The 15,638-nt window shown below is 37.4% G+C and carries 16 protein-coding genes and 1 pseudogene; 13 read left to right on the top strand and 4 right to left on the bottom strand.

All coding sequences use genetic code 11. From position 1 onward, the window contains the following. Positions 1–77: 77 nt before the first annotated feature. Positions 78–608, top strand: a complete 531-nt coding sequence (locus tag ED2_RS00505) for a TetR-like C-terminal domain-containing protein (RefSeq protein WP_016177360.1) — start codon at positions 78–80, stop codon at positions 606–608. A 334-nt stretch (positions 609–942) separates the two neighbouring features. On the opposite strand, the gene ED2_RS00500 is transcribed toward ED2_RS00505, so the two are convergent. Then, entirely contained in the window at positions 943–1,764 is an 822-nt protein-coding gene (locus tag ED2_RS00500) for a GNAT family N-acetyltransferase (protein ID WP_016177361.1), read from the bottom strand. Positions 1,765–1,953: 189 nt separating this feature from the next. On the opposite strand from ED2_RS00500, the gene ED2_RS00495 reads away from it, so the two are divergent. Together ED2_RS00495 and ED2_RS00490 are read left to right on the top strand one after the other, a co-directional pair. Continuing rightward, complete coding sequence (locus tag ED2_RS00495; protein WP_016177362.1) at positions 1,954–2,136, top strand: hypothetical protein; 183 nt, start codon at positions 1,954–1,956, stop codon at positions 2,134–2,136. Beyond that, entirely contained in the window at positions 2,133–2,594 is a 462-nt protein-coding gene (locus ED2_RS00490) for a CPBP family intramembrane glutamic endopeptidase (RefSeq protein ID WP_016177363.1), read from the top strand. Before ED2_RS00495 ends, ED2_RS00490 begins: the two co-directional genes overlap by 4 nt. 335 nt (positions 2,595–2,929) lie before the next feature. Here the strand turns inward: ED2_RS00490 and ED2_RS00485 are convergent, their stop codons facing one another. Together ED2_RS00485 and ED2_RS00480 are read right to left on the bottom strand one after the other, a co-directional pair. Then, on the bottom strand, positions 2,930–4,252 hold the full coding sequence (locus ED2_RS00485) for a 2-hydroxycarboxylate transporter family protein (RefSeq protein ID WP_060789671.1): 1,323 nt from the start codon (positions 4,250–4,252) through the stop codon (positions 2,930–2,932). Positions 4,253–4,470: 218 nt separating this feature from the next. Next, positions 4,471–6,111 (bottom strand): malolactic enzyme, encoded by a 1,641-nt coding sequence (locus tag ED2_RS00480; protein WP_016177365.1) that lies wholly within the window; start codon positions 6,109–6,111, stop codon positions 4,471–4,473. 294 nt (positions 6,112–6,405) lie between these two features. On the opposite strand from ED2_RS00480, the gene ED2_RS00475 reads away from it, so the two are divergent. Continuing rightward, a complete protein-coding gene (locus tag ED2_RS00475) occupies positions 6,406–7,509 on the top strand; it encodes an alpha-hydroxy-acid oxidizing protein (RefSeq protein WP_060789670.1) in 1,104 nt (367 codons plus the stop codon). 124 nt (positions 7,510–7,633) lie between these two features. Here ED2_RS00475 and ED2_RS00470 read toward each other — a convergent pair whose 3' ends face one another. Then, a complete protein-coding gene (locus ED2_RS00470; protein ID WP_016177368.1) occupies positions 7,634–8,422 on the bottom strand; it encodes a DeoR/GlpR family DNA-binding transcription regulator in 789 nt (262 codons plus the stop codon). Between the two features lie 181 nt (positions 8,423–8,603). Between ED2_RS00470 and ulaG the strand changes: the two genes are divergently transcribed. The 9 genes and pseudogenes from ulaG to ED2_RS00430 all read left to right on the top strand — a co-directional run bounded on the left by ulaG (position 8,604) and on the right by ED2_RS00430 (position 15,632). Continuing rightward, complete coding sequence (ulaG, locus tag ED2_RS00465) at positions 8,604–9,665, top strand: L-ascorbate 6-phosphate lactonase (RefSeq protein ID WP_005878331.1); 1,062 nt, start codon at positions 8,604–8,606, stop codon at positions 9,663–9,665. A gap of 17 nt (positions 9,666–9,682) precedes the next feature. Continuing rightward, positions 9,683–10,135: a PTS sugar transporter subunit IIA gene (locus ED2_RS00460; protein ID WP_005878333.1), complete on the top strand. Its 453-nt coding sequence runs from the start codon at positions 9,683–9,685 to the stop codon at positions 10,133–10,135. A gap of 10 nt (positions 10,136–10,145) precedes the next feature. Further along, positions 10,146–11,633 carry a PTS ascorbate transporter subunit IIC gene (gene ulaA, locus ED2_RS00455; protein WP_005878335.1) on the top strand — a complete coding sequence of 496 codons (1,488 nt, stop codon included), beginning with the start codon at positions 10,146–10,148 and terminating at the stop codon, positions 11,631–11,633. A gap of 17 nt (positions 11,634–11,650) precedes the next feature. Beyond that, positions 11,651–11,965 carry a PTS sugar transporter subunit IIB gene (locus ED2_RS00450; protein ID WP_005878337.1) on the top strand — a complete coding sequence of 105 codons (315 nt, stop codon included), beginning with the start codon at positions 11,651–11,653 and terminating at the stop codon, positions 11,963–11,965. Then, positions 11,962–12,600 (top strand): 3-keto-L-gulonate-6-phosphate decarboxylase UlaD, encoded by a 639-nt coding sequence (locus ED2_RS00445; RefSeq protein ID WP_016177369.1) that lies wholly within the window; start codon positions 11,962–11,964, stop codon positions 12,598–12,600. The genes ED2_RS00450 and ED2_RS00445 overlap by 4 nt, the downstream gene beginning before the upstream one ends. A 4-nt stretch (positions 12,601–12,604) precedes the next feature. After that, positions 12,605–13,462 (top strand): L-ribulose-5-phosphate 3-epimerase, encoded by an 858-nt coding sequence (locus ED2_RS00440; RefSeq protein ID WP_016177370.1) that lies wholly within the window; start codon positions 12,605–12,607, stop codon positions 13,460–13,462. Beyond that, positions 13,455–14,165 (top strand): L-ribulose-5-phosphate 4-epimerase AraD, encoded by a 711-nt coding sequence (gene araD, locus ED2_RS00435; protein ID WP_016177371.1) that lies wholly within the window; start codon positions 13,455–13,457, stop codon positions 14,163–14,165. Before ED2_RS00440 ends, araD begins: the two co-directional genes overlap by 8 nt. A gap of 145 nt (positions 14,166–14,310) precedes the next feature. Continuing rightward, a pseudogene (locus ED2_RS16485) lies at positions 14,311–14,430 on the top strand (DUF3788 family protein); the annotation flags it as partial. A gap of 131 nt (positions 14,431–14,561) precedes the next feature. Next, positions 14,562–15,632, top strand: coding sequence for an ABC transporter permease (locus ED2_RS00430; RefSeq protein WP_005878344.1), 1,071 nt, complete (start codon positions 14,562–14,564; stop codon positions 15,630–15,632). The last annotated feature ends 6 nt before the right edge of the window (positions 15,633–15,638 follow it).

The following is a 15,638-nucleotide window of genomic DNA, read 5'->3' as shown; positions in this document are numbered from 1 at the left end:
CATTTATGTAGGTAGCATAGAACATGTTATACTGAATATACATATTTAGGTTACAGAAAGAGGGGAATTTGTAAACTATGGGACCTCAGGAAGTCAAGCTTCAAAAATTACGACAGATCTATCAAGCCTTACTACACCTATTACAGAAAAAAGAACTGATAGATATCTCGATTTCAGAACTATGCAAAGTAGCTAGAGTTTCACGAACTTACTACTATCGGAATTTCCATTCCTTACAAGATATCATCCTAAGATATAAGAGTTGGGAAATGAGTGCCTATATGAGGAGAACACAACTTGCTAAGGAAGTTAATTTCATCACATTGATGACTGTATATTTTAAATTACAAAAAGAAGAAGCAGAATCAGTGATCCTGTTAGCGAATGCGGGACTAACTGAAACATTGATCACCACTTTTGAAACTGTCTATTCTTGTCTCATCGAGCAAGGCTATGTAAAATTACAGAGAAAAAATAATAAATATACGAGTATTTTTATGGCAGGTGCTGTTATTTCTGTCGAATTACGGTGGATACAATCAGGAATGAAAGAGACCCCGCAAGAAATGGGGGAAATATTATCCGTTTTATTCAATTTTGATAAATGAATAGTTTTGGTAAATATGTGTAGCAATGGACCATATCTATCGAAAATTATGGAGATACACTTAAACAACGAATTGTCCTATTCAAAAGACTTTTCGTAGTGAAAAACTTTATTTTTAAATATTTAGATATGTGTAATGGATGCTTGGTTCAATCTTGCCAATCTTAATGGCTGAAGATGGATAGAATTGAAAAAAAGAAAAAACCTTGACCTTATGCTGTCAGAGTTTCTCCTTTCTATAGATCAGTTTACAACAAACTGAAAATCGTTTGATTGAAAAGTGGTTTCGGGCATTACATTTAAGTAAATGTTTGACTATTTTTTCCACAGGCTCATCAAACCTCATGACAATAATAATCAAAGAGTATCTCTTTTCTGAAACCTAGCTTTGTGTAGAGATGCAACGCACGTTGGTTGGTTGCTTCAACTTCTAAATAGATTTCTTTTTGCTTTTTTGCTAGTAATTGTTGGATGACGGTAGTCAAGATCGATTGACCTAATCCTCGGCCACGATGATCAGGATCGACGACAAAGCCATAGATACCATAAGTTTTAGGACTTTCATCGATACGGATGCAGGCGATTACTCGATCTTCTTTGGTAAGAACGAGGGTATTTGCTAAATCTTCTGGTAAAAGGGGCTCTATCTCGTCTTCAGGCATTTCAGCCAGTAAGCGAGCAATCTGTAGGGATTCCTCTACTTTGGCATGACGTAAAGGAAGTACTTCTTGTTGTGCGTTGAAGTTTGAGCTGTCAAGAAACAGACGATACTCAGAAAATTGATGTACATAACTTTGTTCATTTTTTAGGAAGGTCGATAAAAGTTGGTCGTTAATGTCTGTGATGATCAAAACAGTTGGAATGGCTTGTTGGCGTGCAAAGTCGTTAAGGGCTACTAAACTATCCGCAATCAACTCGTTTTCTTGAACGATCAATGTGGCTTCAAGGACTTGTGAGTCAAAAAAATTCAAAAAAGCATAGGCTAGAAGTGTATTCTCTTGATAGTAAAGAAAATGCTGACTACGGCGATTTGCTTGATGAAGAAAATCAGGTTCTAATTTGAACCAACATGTGCGTTGACGTTCGACGGTCTCCTTTAATTGTTTTACCTCGGTCATTTCAAAAGAAGATAATTGAGTATTGAATATTTTTTTCATTAAGGCTCCTTTGGTACACTATTTTTTACTATCGTAGCTTATCAAAGTGGATTTTTCAATTGAAAAAAGCCATTTACTTATAGAAATCTTGGTATCTGAATAATCAGAAAGCTGTTATAATGACAATGGTTTGCGGCATGAAAATGACGTTATAGTTTAGAAATCTATTTGGAGCAATAGGAGGAGAACATGAAAAAAGAAATAGGATCGATTAGAAATATCATTCTTTCGATCATCATTGTATTTATTGGCTTTCTTGCCTTGTCATTTGGGATAGGTGGAAGGATCATTGGAGAATTTTGGTTGTTGATTGCAGGATTGCTTGCTAGTCGTATCATTTACGGCAAGATGTTTTATTTGTTCAAAAAATGAAAGTAAAAGATGGTCTATTGGTGATTGGTTGTTTAGGTCTGGCGATTATCTGGGTGATTATTTATGGAATCATTTCGCAATTATTAGGACTCAGCATGGAATCTAATCCAGTGATGGAGTCGCCAAATTTTTGGACTTTTGTTCTTTTCATACCAGCTTTACTCGGAGAGGAATTACTTGTATTAGTCCCAGTTTCAGTCATTTTGAGACGCTTAGAAGAGAAACAGAAGAAAACAAAATGGTCAGTGGCTTTACTCGTATTGATCAGCTCACTTTTATTTGGGGCATTGCACTTGCCAACATATCAATGGAATTTCTTACAAGCAGTCTTAGCTGTTGGGATCGTGAGAGTACCTTTTACACTGGCGTATATGAAAACAAAGAATATCCTTCCGGCATTTTTAACTCATTTTCTGTATGATAGTTTAATCGTATTGATAAGTATTCTTGTATCATGAGGTTCGCCTGATCAAGGTTACTTGATAGAAAGTAAGTGGGACAAATCTAAAATTCAGGTTTGCTACAGACTCTCGAATAAACGGCGGGAGCAGAAGCAACTCCTTCTTAAATAAGGCGAAATTCACAAAAATTTGAAAAACACTTTTCGTTCATTTCTTCTTATTTCTCGGAGTTAAACACTTCTGTCCCAGCCTCTCTCAAATAAGCGGCGTCCAAAAGTCAGTCTTTTCGGAAATTTCAAAAAAAAACGAGCAATACAAAAAGCGTATTGTTCGTTTTTTTTCTCCAATTTCTCAGACCTAAACGACTTTTGTCTCGGCCTCTTTTTTCATTTCTAAGAGAGTAATTGCATCAAGAAACCGGAAATGATCAAAACGATTGCTCCGCCTAATCGATTCCCCATTTGAGCAAATGCGATCAATCCCATGCGGTTGGCAGCAGAGAGTACTGCAACATTCCCAGTACCACCCATTGAGTTATTACATAGTCCGGCAGTGATTGCTGATTCTACAGGATATAGACCGAATAGACGACCAACAAAACCTGAAACAAGTGAGATGACGATTACGCTTGTTAAGCACAATACAACAAATTGCCATGTCAAAGCAGAGGCTAAGACATTTAAGTTCAACAATGCGATACCAATACCAGCAAGAACAGCTGCAGTTAAGTTTTTAACGATCAGATTATTGAACATGATTGCGGCATCTTCATAGTATTCTGGTAATACATTAGTGATTTTACAGATAACTACAATGATGATCATGAAGGCATAAGCATGGACTTTTGGTATAAAGAAATTACAGATTTGGCCCAAAATAAAGAAAGTGAGAGAGACCATCAAGCCAACCCCTAATTGTTGGATCGTTGGTTTTACATCCCGTGGTTTTCCATCACCAAGGTCACCTTTTGCCATTAATTTTCCATTTCCGTTTAGCTTAGGCATTGATTGTCCAGCACGTGCCACTAAAGCTGCTCCAATAATCGCTAAGACATTTGTCATTGCTGTAGCTGGGATCAAACGAGAAATAATAGACGAAGCATTTGTACCTAAAACATTTGCATAAATCGTTGATAATGGGACGGCACCAGCGCCAACTCCTCCAGCCATTGCAGGAAGTGAGATATACAAAACGGAATTAGCAAATCCATTTCCGATCAACATACCAACTAATCCAACGGCAAAAAATGAGGCGATCATTGAAATAAGTGCTACAGGAATAAAACGTACAGAAGCTTTCATCAATAAACTGCGATTCATTCCTAAAATGCTCCCTGTAATCAAGGCTGCAATATAAAAATCTAGAAAACCCATATTATTGACAAAGTTTTCTGTTGATTTGACTACATAATCAGGTAAAATACCAAACGTTGCAATGGCAGCCGAAGCAAAGATTGCAAAGACAGAGCCACCACCTAGGTAACTTTTAACGATTGGGATCTTTGTTCCAATAAAATGGAAGAGATTTCCGAATATCACAAGCACAGCGATAGGTCCTATCATATTACTAGGTAGTTTTCCTAAAGCCATCGCAACGATCAGAACAATGACCATGATCAAGTAGATAGGCAAGCTTACACCACTGATTTTAGTTGCCCAAAAGCTTTCTTTTTTGGTTTCTTCAACTGTTACAGTTGCTGTTTCTTTTTGTGTCATTCATACAGATCCTTTCTTATTTGAAAAAATTCAGTCAAATGAAGACATCAAAAATTAGAGGAGCGAAAATACCCGCTCCCGTAATTCGAGTCAACATTATTTACACGAGTCAGCAAAAGAAGACATCTTAGTGAGTTCGTTTGCTGACTCGTTAGACTTACTCTAAAGGTGACTTTGCCACAGAGTAGTCGCTGATTAACGCGTTAGAATAGGAAAGATTATTGTTCTAAATCTTGGTATTCTGGTACCCATTTTGCTGCTTCAACTGCTGCTTTGATATCTGTGATTTCTTCACGATTCAAGTGTTGTGAAACAACTGATTTTGCCACTGTTTCTGCAATTATTTGAGAGAATTCAGTGATTTTCGCAACTGGAGGTAAAATAGCTGCACCTGGTTTTGTTACATCAACGATTCCACCTAATGCACGGCTAGCTTGAGAAATGATTTCAGCATTTACATGTGTAGCAGTAGAAGCAATCAAACCAAGTCCTAGACCAGGGTACATCAAAGCATTATTTGCTTGACCGATTTGGTAAGTAACACCATTATATTCTACATCAGCAGCAGGGATACCTGTCCCAACTAATGCTTTACCGTCTGTCCATTCAATTAGATCTTTTGCTTTTGCTTCTGCTAATTTTGTTGGATTTGACAATGGCATAATAATTGGACGAGCTGTGTGAGCAGCCATTTCTTTTACGATTTCTTCAGTGAAGGCGCCAGGTTGTGTAGAAGTTCCGATCATGATTGTTGGATGGATTTCTTTCACGACTGCTTCTAAGTTTGTTAATTCAGCATGATTTGCAAATTCAGAACGTTTGCGAGCAAATGGAATTTGTCCTGGTGTCAAGCCATCTGTGTCTTCGAATAAAAGACCTTGTTTGTCTACTTGATAGAAGTGTTTACGTGCATCTTCTTCTGGAACACCTTGGCGGATCATTTCATCTAGTAAGATATTGGCAATACCAACACCGGCTGTTCCAGCACCAAATGTTAAGATTGTTTGATCTTTCAATGCTTCACCAGAAATATTCAAACCACCTAAAACGCCGGCAAGAACAACGATACCAGTTCCTTGGATATCATCATTGAAGGTAGTGATTTTATCTTCATATTTTTCCAAAATCGTTGCAGCATTTCCACGACCAAAGTCTTCCCAGTGTAGAAGTAGTTCAGGGAAAAGCTCAGTTGCAGATTCAACGAATTGATCGATGAATGTGTAGTAAGTTTCGCCTTCGACACGGCTATGACGGTTCCCTAGATACAAAGGATTGTTCAATAATTCTTCATTGTTGGTTCCTGCATCGATTGAAACAGGTAGTACTTGTGTAGGATTGATACCAGCAGCAGCAGTGTAGACCATTAATTTCCCGATAGCGATGTCGACACCATTTACGCCCCAGTCACCCATACCTAAGATTCCTTCAGCGTCTGTTACAACGATCAAGCGGATATCGCGACCGTCAGCAGCATTTTTCAAGCTTGTTTTGATTGATTCAGGTTCGTCAATTGAAAGGAAAGCTGCATCTTGTGGTTTTAAGAAAATTTCATTGTATTGTTCGATTGAGTCCGCAACGACTGGATCATAAACAACTGGCATAAATTCAACAAGGTGTTGTCCCATCAATTTATAGAACAATGTACGGTTTGTGTTGAATAGATTCATTAAGAAAATACGTTTTTCTAAATCTGTTTGTTTGCTCAAATATTGACCATAAGCTTGTACTGATTGTTGTTCAAGTGTTTGGACAGTACTTGGTAACATTCCTGTGATCCCATATTTTGCACGTTCTTCTTTTGTAAAAGCAGTTCCTTTATTTAAAAATGGATTGTTTAATAAGTTTAATCCTGTAAGCATGTATGTTTTCCTCCTAAGATTTGATTACAAGCGAAGTATAGGCGCCGTTAAATACTATAGTCAAAAGCAAGGGTAATGATAAATATTATTTATATGAAGAAATTGAAAGAAACGTAATTTTGCGATTTAAAACTTTTTACTCTTTCTTATATATGATCCATTTTGTTCAATTTTTCAGTTGGAACATTTATTTTCAAACAGATTATTTGCCTGTATCAATTTTGCGAGGTACCATAATTATGCAAACGCTATCATAAAATCATGTTTTTGATTATCTAGAAAGAAGGCTTTAGTATGGAAAAAGTTTATCAAGCTGGAACGAATGAAGGACTTATCGATTTTATTAATATAGAAGATTTAGAACTTGCTGCAACACAAGTCATTCCTAACGGTGGATATGGGTATATCAGCAGTGGAGCAGGAGATCTTTTTACGTATCGAGAAAATGAAAAGGCTTTTAATCACCGATTGATCATTCCTCATATCTTAAAAGATGTAGAATTGCCTGATACAACGACCGGTTTTTCGGGTGAAACATTAACGGCACCGATCATCATGGCGCCAGTAGCAGCCCATGGATTGGCTCACGAACAGGCGGAAAGAGCTTCTGCAAAAGGAGTGGCAGAGTTTGGGACTATCTATACAGCAAGTTCATATGCTTCCTGTACATTAGAAGAAATCAGGAAAGCGGGCGGAAATACCGCACCACAGTGGTTCCAATTTTATATGAGTAAAGATGATGGTATCAATACAGATATCTTAGAAATGGCCAAACGCAATGGCGCTAAAGCTATCGTCTTGACAGCGGATGCAACAGTTGGCGGTAATCGTGAAACAGATCGACGAAACGGATTTACCTTCCCTTTGCCAATGCCGATCGTTCAAGCATATCAATCAGGGGTAGGGCAAACGATGGATGCCGTTTATAAATCGTCTAAACAAAAACTGAGTCCTAAAGATATCGAGTTTATCACTACCCATTCAGATCTACCAGTGTATGTCAAAGGTGTCCAATCAGAAGAAGATGTCTATCGTTCACTTGATTCGGGTGCGCAAGGTATCTGGGTATCGAACCATGGAGGAAGACAATTAGATGGTGGTCCTGCTTCCTTTGACTCTTTACAATATGTGGCTGAAGCAGTGGATAGACGTGTACCAATCGTCTTTGATAGTGGTGTTCGTCGCGGGCAGCACGTTTTTAAAGCAATTGCCTCAGGTGCGGATCTAGTTGCCATTGGAAGACCTGCTATATACGGATTAGCCATTGGAGGAAGTACAGGGATCAAACAAGTATTTGATTTCTTCAAAAGAGAACTTGAAATGGTCATGCAATTAGCAGGTACGCAAACGGTAGAAGACATCAAAAAGGCGAAATTGAGGGAGAATCGGTTTATTTAGCGGATAATCAACAAAAGCAGTGAAGAGACTGAACGTCAGTAGTTCAGATTTCTCTCACTGCTTTTGTTGTTTAATCAAGTATATTCTTCATGTGCTTAATAGGAGTACTCTTCATTGCCATGTATCAGAAAAGTTCAATAGCAGGAAAGTCTTTTATCCGAATCACTTTTATACCTGTTTCACTGATCTCCTTTGCGATTTTTGTCGGACAGAATTGATCGGTGATCAAATAGTCGAATGAAGAAACGTCAGCAATTTTAAATTTTGAAGTCAAGCCGATCTTGCGATGATCAGCAACTAATATTTTACTCCTTCTTGTTTTATTGATCATCAGTTCATTGATTTTTGATTCATTTAAAATTTTAGTTGTAACGCCATTTTCTACGCTGACACCACTACATCCAATCACACAGATATCTGCATTCATATCCATTAAAGTTCGTGTAGCAATATCTCCAACTAATACTTCTTTTGGTATACGCAATTCCCCTCCAGTCAAGATATAACTGTAGTTTGGTTGATGAGTAGTGGCGACAACTTTCAAGTTATTGGTAACGATAGTCACATGCTTAACAGTGAGATAGTTCAAAATAGCTAGAGCAGTAGAACTGGAATTGATGAACAACGTATCATAATCATTGACATATCTACTTGCATATCTAGCAATTTGTTGTTTGAGCCTGAGAGGTCCTGACTCATCAAAGTTTGTTTTATTCTTGTAATTAAAAAGACAGTAACCGTATTTTCTGATGATATCATTTTTTTTCTCTAAGACATTTAGGTCTCTCCGGATTGTGCTCAACGAAACATTTAATTCAGACGAAAGCTCAAGTGTTGTCAGCTGTTTTCGTGCTTCTAAAATATCTAAAATCGCTTTTCGTCTTTTCTCAATACTTTTCAGTGAATTTTTCAAAAAACTACCTCCTCAAAGAATGGCTTAACTTCTTATATGACTGAGTATATAAGAAAAATCATATAAAAAAATAAAACAATCATATAAAGTACAAACACTCATTTAAAACTATTTAAATGAGTTTGTTAGCGCTTTATTATTTAGGTGTTGATACTCACATTTCAAGGAGGAATAGAAAAATATGAATATAGCAGATATCACAAAGGAAAATTGGATTTTATCGACTTTTCCGGAATGGGGTACGTATTTAAATGAGGAGATTGCGAGAGAAGAAGTGGAGGAAGGAAGTGTATCTATATGGTGGTTAGGTTGTACAGGACTTTGGATAAAAACAGCTGAAAAAACAAATATATTATGTGACTTATGGTGTGGCACTGGGAAAAAAACACATGGGAAAGGATTGATGAAAAAAGGACATCAAATGATGCGAATGAGTGGGGTCCAAGAGATGCAGCCTAATTTACGTACGCAACCTTTTGTGATTGACCCTTTTGAAATGGAAAACATCGCTGCATTAGTTGTGACCCATATCCATTCTGACCATTTAGACATAAATACTGCTGCAGCTGTCCATCAAAATTGTCCGCAAGCACGCTTTATTGGACCTAAAAAGGTAGTTGAAACGTGGCTTGACTGGGGGATACCGAAAGAAAATACGACGATCGTCAAGCCAGGTGACGAAATAACACTTGGTAAAACGAAAGTGATCGCTTTGGAAGCTTTCGATCGGACGGCCCTGATTACTTGTGATAAGACTGATTATTCCTTCAAAGGAAAGGTGCCACAGGCGATGGACGATATAGCGGTGAATTATCTATTTGAAACTACTGGAGGAAATATCTATCATGCAGGGGATTCTCATTACTCTAATTATTTTGCAAAACACGGAAATGAATATACTGTTGATGTTTGCTTAGGTGCATATGGGGAAAACCCACGAGGAATCACAGATAAAATGACTTCAGCCGATATATTACGGATGGCAGAAGCTTTGAAGACAAAAGTAGTGATTCCAGTTCATTATGATATTTGGTCAAATTTCATGGCTGATCCGAAAGAGATCACCCTTTTATGGCAATCTAAAAAAGAGCGTCTGGCCTATCAATTTCACCCCTTTATTTGGCAAGTTGGTGGAAAGTTTACGTATCCACACGATTTTGAAAAGCTAGAATTTAATTTTAATCGAGGGTTTCATGATGTTTTTACAACTGAAAATGATACACCATTTCCATCATTTTTATAGAACAGGAGGAGAAGGAGATGCTGCGATATTTTTGGTCAGAAGGGTTGGTGTATTATTCAGAAAAAGAAGTCACGGATTGGCAAGAAGGTATACGTGAGAGTTGTCAGCTGCTATTAGAGAAAAAGATCATCAAAGCAACGTATGTAGAAGAGATCATCAAATGTATAAAGATGTTTGGACCATACATCATTGTTGCACCAAATGTTGCGATGCCCCATGCCTCTTCGCAAAGCGATGAGGTGTTAGGAACAGCTGTCTCATTTACAAAATTAAAGTCTCCTGTCAATTTTGGCGATCCAGAGAAAAAAGCACAACTCTTTTTTACATTAGCAGCAAAAGATCCTACAGCACATCTGAAAAACATCCAAAGATTATCTGAATTATTGATGAAAGAAAGAGTAATCGATAGCTTAATGGCAACCGAATCAATAGAAGATTACTTAAAAGTGATGCGTCGCTACGAAAGTTAGGAGGAGAAAGATGGGAAAATTTTTATTACATATTTGGACATATTTCGCCACAAATATTTTAACGCAACCGGCTTATTTGATCGGATTCATTGTTTTATTAGGTTATTTATTATTGCGGCGCCCATTCTATGAATGTCTGGCAGGTTTTTTGAAAGCAACTGTGGGCTACTTTATTCTTACTGTTGGTTCAGCTGGCTTAGTAAATAATTTTCGCCCTATCTTAGTAGGTTTGAAGGATCGATTCAATCTAGATGCAATGGTAACGGACCCTTACTTTGGACAGAATGCAGTGGATGTCGGGTTAGAGGAGACATTTGGACGTACCTTTGGAGATGTGATGATTTTACTTTTGATTGCTTTTATCTTGAATATCACACTAGTAAGATTTCAAAAATATACAAAACTACGTGCGGTATTCACTACAGGAAATGTTCAGATTCAACAAGCAGCAACAGCCTTTTGGATTTTGTTATTTTGCTTTCCTAATCTAGGAAGAATAGAAGTGTTAGTCTTTATGGGAATCATCTTAGGTTGTTACTGGGCTGTTGCATCAAATTTGACAGTCGGTATCACACAAGAATTAACAGAAGGTGCTGGTTTTGCGGTAGCCCATCAACAAATGTTCGGTATCTACCTTTTTGCAAAACTATCGGAATGGATGAAAAAGGATCAGAAAAAGAAAGGATTAAATAAAGTAGATAGAAAATTAGAAGATATCGAGCTGCCTGGATTTTTGTCTATTTTCAATGAGAATATGGTAGCAACTTCTCTACTTATGCTTTTCTTTTTCGGTATCATTTTACTGGTTTTAGGAAAAGATTATTTAATTCAATCCGAGTTCATGATTGAAGGTCAAAGTTTTCTTTTCTATATTCTCACTACTTCTTTAAATTTTGCTGTATATCTTGCGATTTTGCAGTTAGGTGTCCGAACATTTGTTGATGAACTGACACAATCTTTTCAAGGAATCTCCAACACTATTCTTCCAGGCGCAGTTCCTGGAATCGATGTCGCAGCAACTTTTGGATTTGGTTCTCCAAATGCAGTGACAGTTGGATTTTTATTTGGTGCATTAGGTCAATTTTTGATGATTGGCTTACTGATTTTACTGCGCTCGCCAACGATTGTGATTGCGGGTTTTATTCCCTTATTTTTTGATAATGCGGTCATTGCTGTTTTTGCCAACAATAGAGGTGGGTTTAAAGCTGCTTGTATTTTTCCTTTTTTGTCTGGAATGATCCAGGTTGGAGGGTCAGCGTTATTTGCTACATGGATTGGGCTATCAAAATTCGGAGGGTATATAGGTATGTTTGATTGGGCAACCGCGTGGCCGTTCATTACAGTAATCATGAAATTCGCTGGTTATGTTGGTGTAGTACTAGTTGCCGTTGGTTTATTGATCATTCCTCAACTACAATACCGAAAAGATCCAGAAGGATATTTTATGATCGTTGCTGATTATGAGCAGTACAAAGAAAATCGACAAAAAAATAAGTGATTTTGGAGGACCTAAACATGAGAATTTTAGTATCTTGTGCAAATGGATCAGGAACAAGTCTAATGATGATGCGTAGTGTAGAAAAAGCAATGGCAGAATTGAAAATTCCTATCATCAAAATCCATCGTTGTGCGCTTTCAGAAGGAAAAAGTTCAGCTAGTCAATATGATGTAGTTTTTACACCTCAAAATTTTTTAGCGATGTTTAAACAAGCAGAAAAAAGAGGAGTCCTTGTTATAGGAATCAAAAATGTAATGTCAGCAAAAGAGATCAAGGAAAAATTTTCAACATCAAATTTATACAAAAAATACAAGAAAGAGGAGGGAGAATGATACAACCAAACTTGCAAATTGCTTTGTATCATAATTCATTAGCGGAAGCACTAGAAGACATTGAACAAGTTGGTAAAATAGTGGATACCATTGAAGTTGGAACGATTTTGTGTCTTCAAGAAGGAAAAAAAGCAATTCGTTGTATTCGAGAGTTATTTCCTGATAAGCAAATTGTTGCGGATACGAAATGTGCAGATGCGGGTAGAACTGTAGCAAGAAATGTAGCGGACGCTGGAGCAGATGTGATGACCGTGATTTGTTGTGCTTCTTTAGCAACCATGGAAGCAGCTCAAACACAGGTGAAGCAAATACAAATAGAACTTTACGGAGATTGGACATTTGAACAAGCAGAAAAATGGCTCAAACTTGGAATTGAACAGGCTATTTATCATCAAAGCAGAGATTCATTGCTTGCAGGTGAATCATGGGGCGAAAAAGACTTAGAAAAAGTGGAACAACTAGTTGAATTAGGTTTCAAAGTTTCTGTGACAGGTGGACTATCTCCAGAGATATTACCATTATTCAAAGACCTGTCTATTTACAGTTTTATCGTTGGTCGAGGAATCACTGCGTCCAAAGAACCACTTTTAGCCGCAGAGCGATTTAAGACTGAAATTGCTCGTATTTGGGGGTGAAGTGATGGCTGTTATAGGAATCTATGAGAAGGCGTTACCGCAAGATATTTCTTGGGCGGAGCGTTTCGCTTTAGTAAATAAACTTGGCTTTGATTTTATGGAATTATCAATTGATGAGAGTGACGAACGGTTGGCACGACTTGATTGGTCTGAGAAAGAAATTAAAATGATACAAAGTAAGCTGTTCGCTTCGGAAATTTGGCTCCATTCACTTTGTCTTAGTGCACATCGCAGATTTCCATTTGGTTCGGACGACGAAAAAAAGCGAAATAAAGCTAAAAATATCATGAAAAAGGCTATTCGATTAGCCCATAGATTGAACATAAAGATAATCCAGCTTGCGGGCTATGATGTATACTATGAACAAAAATCTGTATTATCTAGAGAACGATTTATCGAATGCTTAACTGAAAGTGTGCAAGAAGCATCTCGTTATGGGATCATCTTAGCTATTGAAATCATGGATGATCCTTTTATAAATTCTGTCACGAAATTTATGGCAATAAAAAATCAAATCCCGTCTCCTTTCTTACAGCTCTATCCCGATTTAGGCAATTTGTCTGCTTGGTCAGAAAATGATCCGGCAATGGAATTGGAAAAAGGGAAGGAACATCTTGTGGCTATTCACTTAAAAGATACTTATCCCGTCACAACAGAATCAACAGGTAAATTTCGAAACGTCCCATTCGGAAAAGGATGCGTTGATTTTTTAGGTTTATTAAAAGTTCTTAAACGTTCGGGATATGAAGGTGCATTTCTCATAGAAATGTGGAGTGGGGAAAACGCTGGATATGAAAATGAAATACAAGAAGCGAAAGATTATCTTTATCCAAAATTGAATGAGGCGGGATATCATGTGTAATGAAACAAAGATCGCAGAGATAAAAGACAGAGTTTACCAAGCAAATCGGCGACTTCCTGAAGAAGGCTTGGTAAAACTGACGTGGGGGAATGTCAGTGAGATTGATCGTAAATTAAAAATCGTTGTAATTAAACCAAGCGGGGTGCCTTATGACGAATTAAAACCGGAAGATATGGTCGTGTGCGATTTGCAAGGAAAAACGTTTGAGAAACCTTCATTGAAGCCATCCTCTGATCTACTCACACATCTCATGTTATACCAACAGTTCAAGGATATTTCAGCAATCGTTCATACACATCCATCTCACGCAGTGGCTTGGGCTCAATCAGGACGAGAAGTGCCAGTATATGGAACGACCCATGCAGATACTTTTTACGGCGATATTCCTTGTACTCGTCAATTGCTAGAAGCAGAAGTGCAAACAGAATATGAAGAAAATACTGGGAAAGTAATTATTGAATGTTTCAAAGAGAAAGAAATCTGTCCTCAAGCTATCCCAGGTATCCTCGTTTTTAGTCATGGACCGTTTACATTTGGAGCTACGCCAGAAAAAGCAGTCGAAAATATGATTGTATTGGATGAAATTTGTCAGCTAGCAAAAGCAACAGAAGAACTGAATGGCAATACTGTTCGAACACCTCAATATTTATTAGATAAACACTATTATCGAAAACATGGAAAAACAGCATATTATGGCCAATAGTCGTACATGAAAAGAGAGGTCGAGACAAAAGTCGTTTCGATTTGAGAAATTGGAGAGAAAAACGAGCAATACGCTTTTTGTATTGGTCGTTTTTTTTTTGAATTTCGAAAAAAATGACTTTTGGATGCCGTTAATTTGAGAGAGGCTGGGACAGAAGTGTTTAACTCCGAGAAATAAGAAGAAATGAACGAAAATTGCTTTTCAAATTTTTGTGAATTTCGGCTTATTTCCGAAGGAGTTGCTTCTGCTCCCACCGTTTATTCGAGAGTCTGTAGCAAACCTGAATTTTAGATTTGTCCCACATGCTTCTTTTTTCATGAGCATAATATTCCATTAAAAATTTATCAAGTGATAAAATAAATTTATCGATCGATCATTTTTTAAGGGGGGAATTAGATGTTTTTAGCATTAAATGAAATTGTTCATTCAAAATTACGCTATGCTTTAGTAGCTGGAGTCATGTTTTTGATTGCTTACCTTGTCTTTTTTTTAACAGGATTAGCTTATGGGTTGGCACAAGATAATCGTACGGCAGTGGATAAATGGGAAGCCGATTATATCGTTTTATCCAAAGATTCTAACACAAATCTTGGGATGTCGATGATCACGAAAAAGACAGCCGAAGAAGTGAAAGGTGGAGAAGTTGCGTACTTAGCGCAAACACCTGGAGTAGTAACTAGCAAGGACAATAAAGATGCGGGTAAGATCAATGTGAGTTTTTTTGGTATCGATCCAAGTCAATTCTTAATGCCGAAGCTTGTGGAAGGAAAAGAATTTTCTGGAAACGATGAAGCAGTTGGGGATATCAGTTTGAAGGAAGAATATGGACTGAAGATTGGCGATACGGTCAAACTTTCTGGAAGTGATAAGACATTTAAGCTGACAGGTTTTACAGAAAATGCCAAATTCAATGTTTCACCAGTCTTATATACGACTCTTGATGCGTATCAAGAGATTCGTTTTGAAAAAACAGATACTAGTGAAAATGCGCGAATCAACGCTGTAGTGGTTAGGGGCAGTGTCGATAAAATGCCTGATGATCTCGAAAAAATCAGTATTGCAAAATTCATCAATGAATTGCCTGGATACAATGCACAAGTATTGACTTTTGGCTTTATGATCGGCTTTTTGATCGTAATTGCAGCAATCGTGATTGGTATTTTTATTTATGTGTTAACGATGCAAAAAATCAATATTTTTGGTGTACTAAAAGCGCAAGGGATTACCGGTGGTTTTATTGCACGTTCGGTAGTAGCGCAAACATTTTTACTTTCAGTTTTTGGTGTTGCTCTGGGATTGTTGGGAACAGTAGGAACTTCCTTGGTGTTACCAGATACCGTACCTTTCCAAAGTAATTGGCTTTTCTTTGGAGTGATCAGTGTCTTGATGTTAGTAGTCGCTGTTTTAGGCGCGCTATTCTCAGTTCGGACGATCGTAAAAATCGATCCACTAAAGGCGATTGGATAGGAGGAA

It is taken from the genome of Enterococcus durans NBRC 100479 = LMG 10746 (assembly GCF_001544215.1).
Taxonomy (GTDB): domain Bacteria; phylum Bacillota; class Bacilli; order Lactobacillales; family Enterococcaceae; genus Enterococcus_B; species Enterococcus_B durans.
This window is presented reverse-complemented; position numbering and strand designations above follow the sequence as displayed.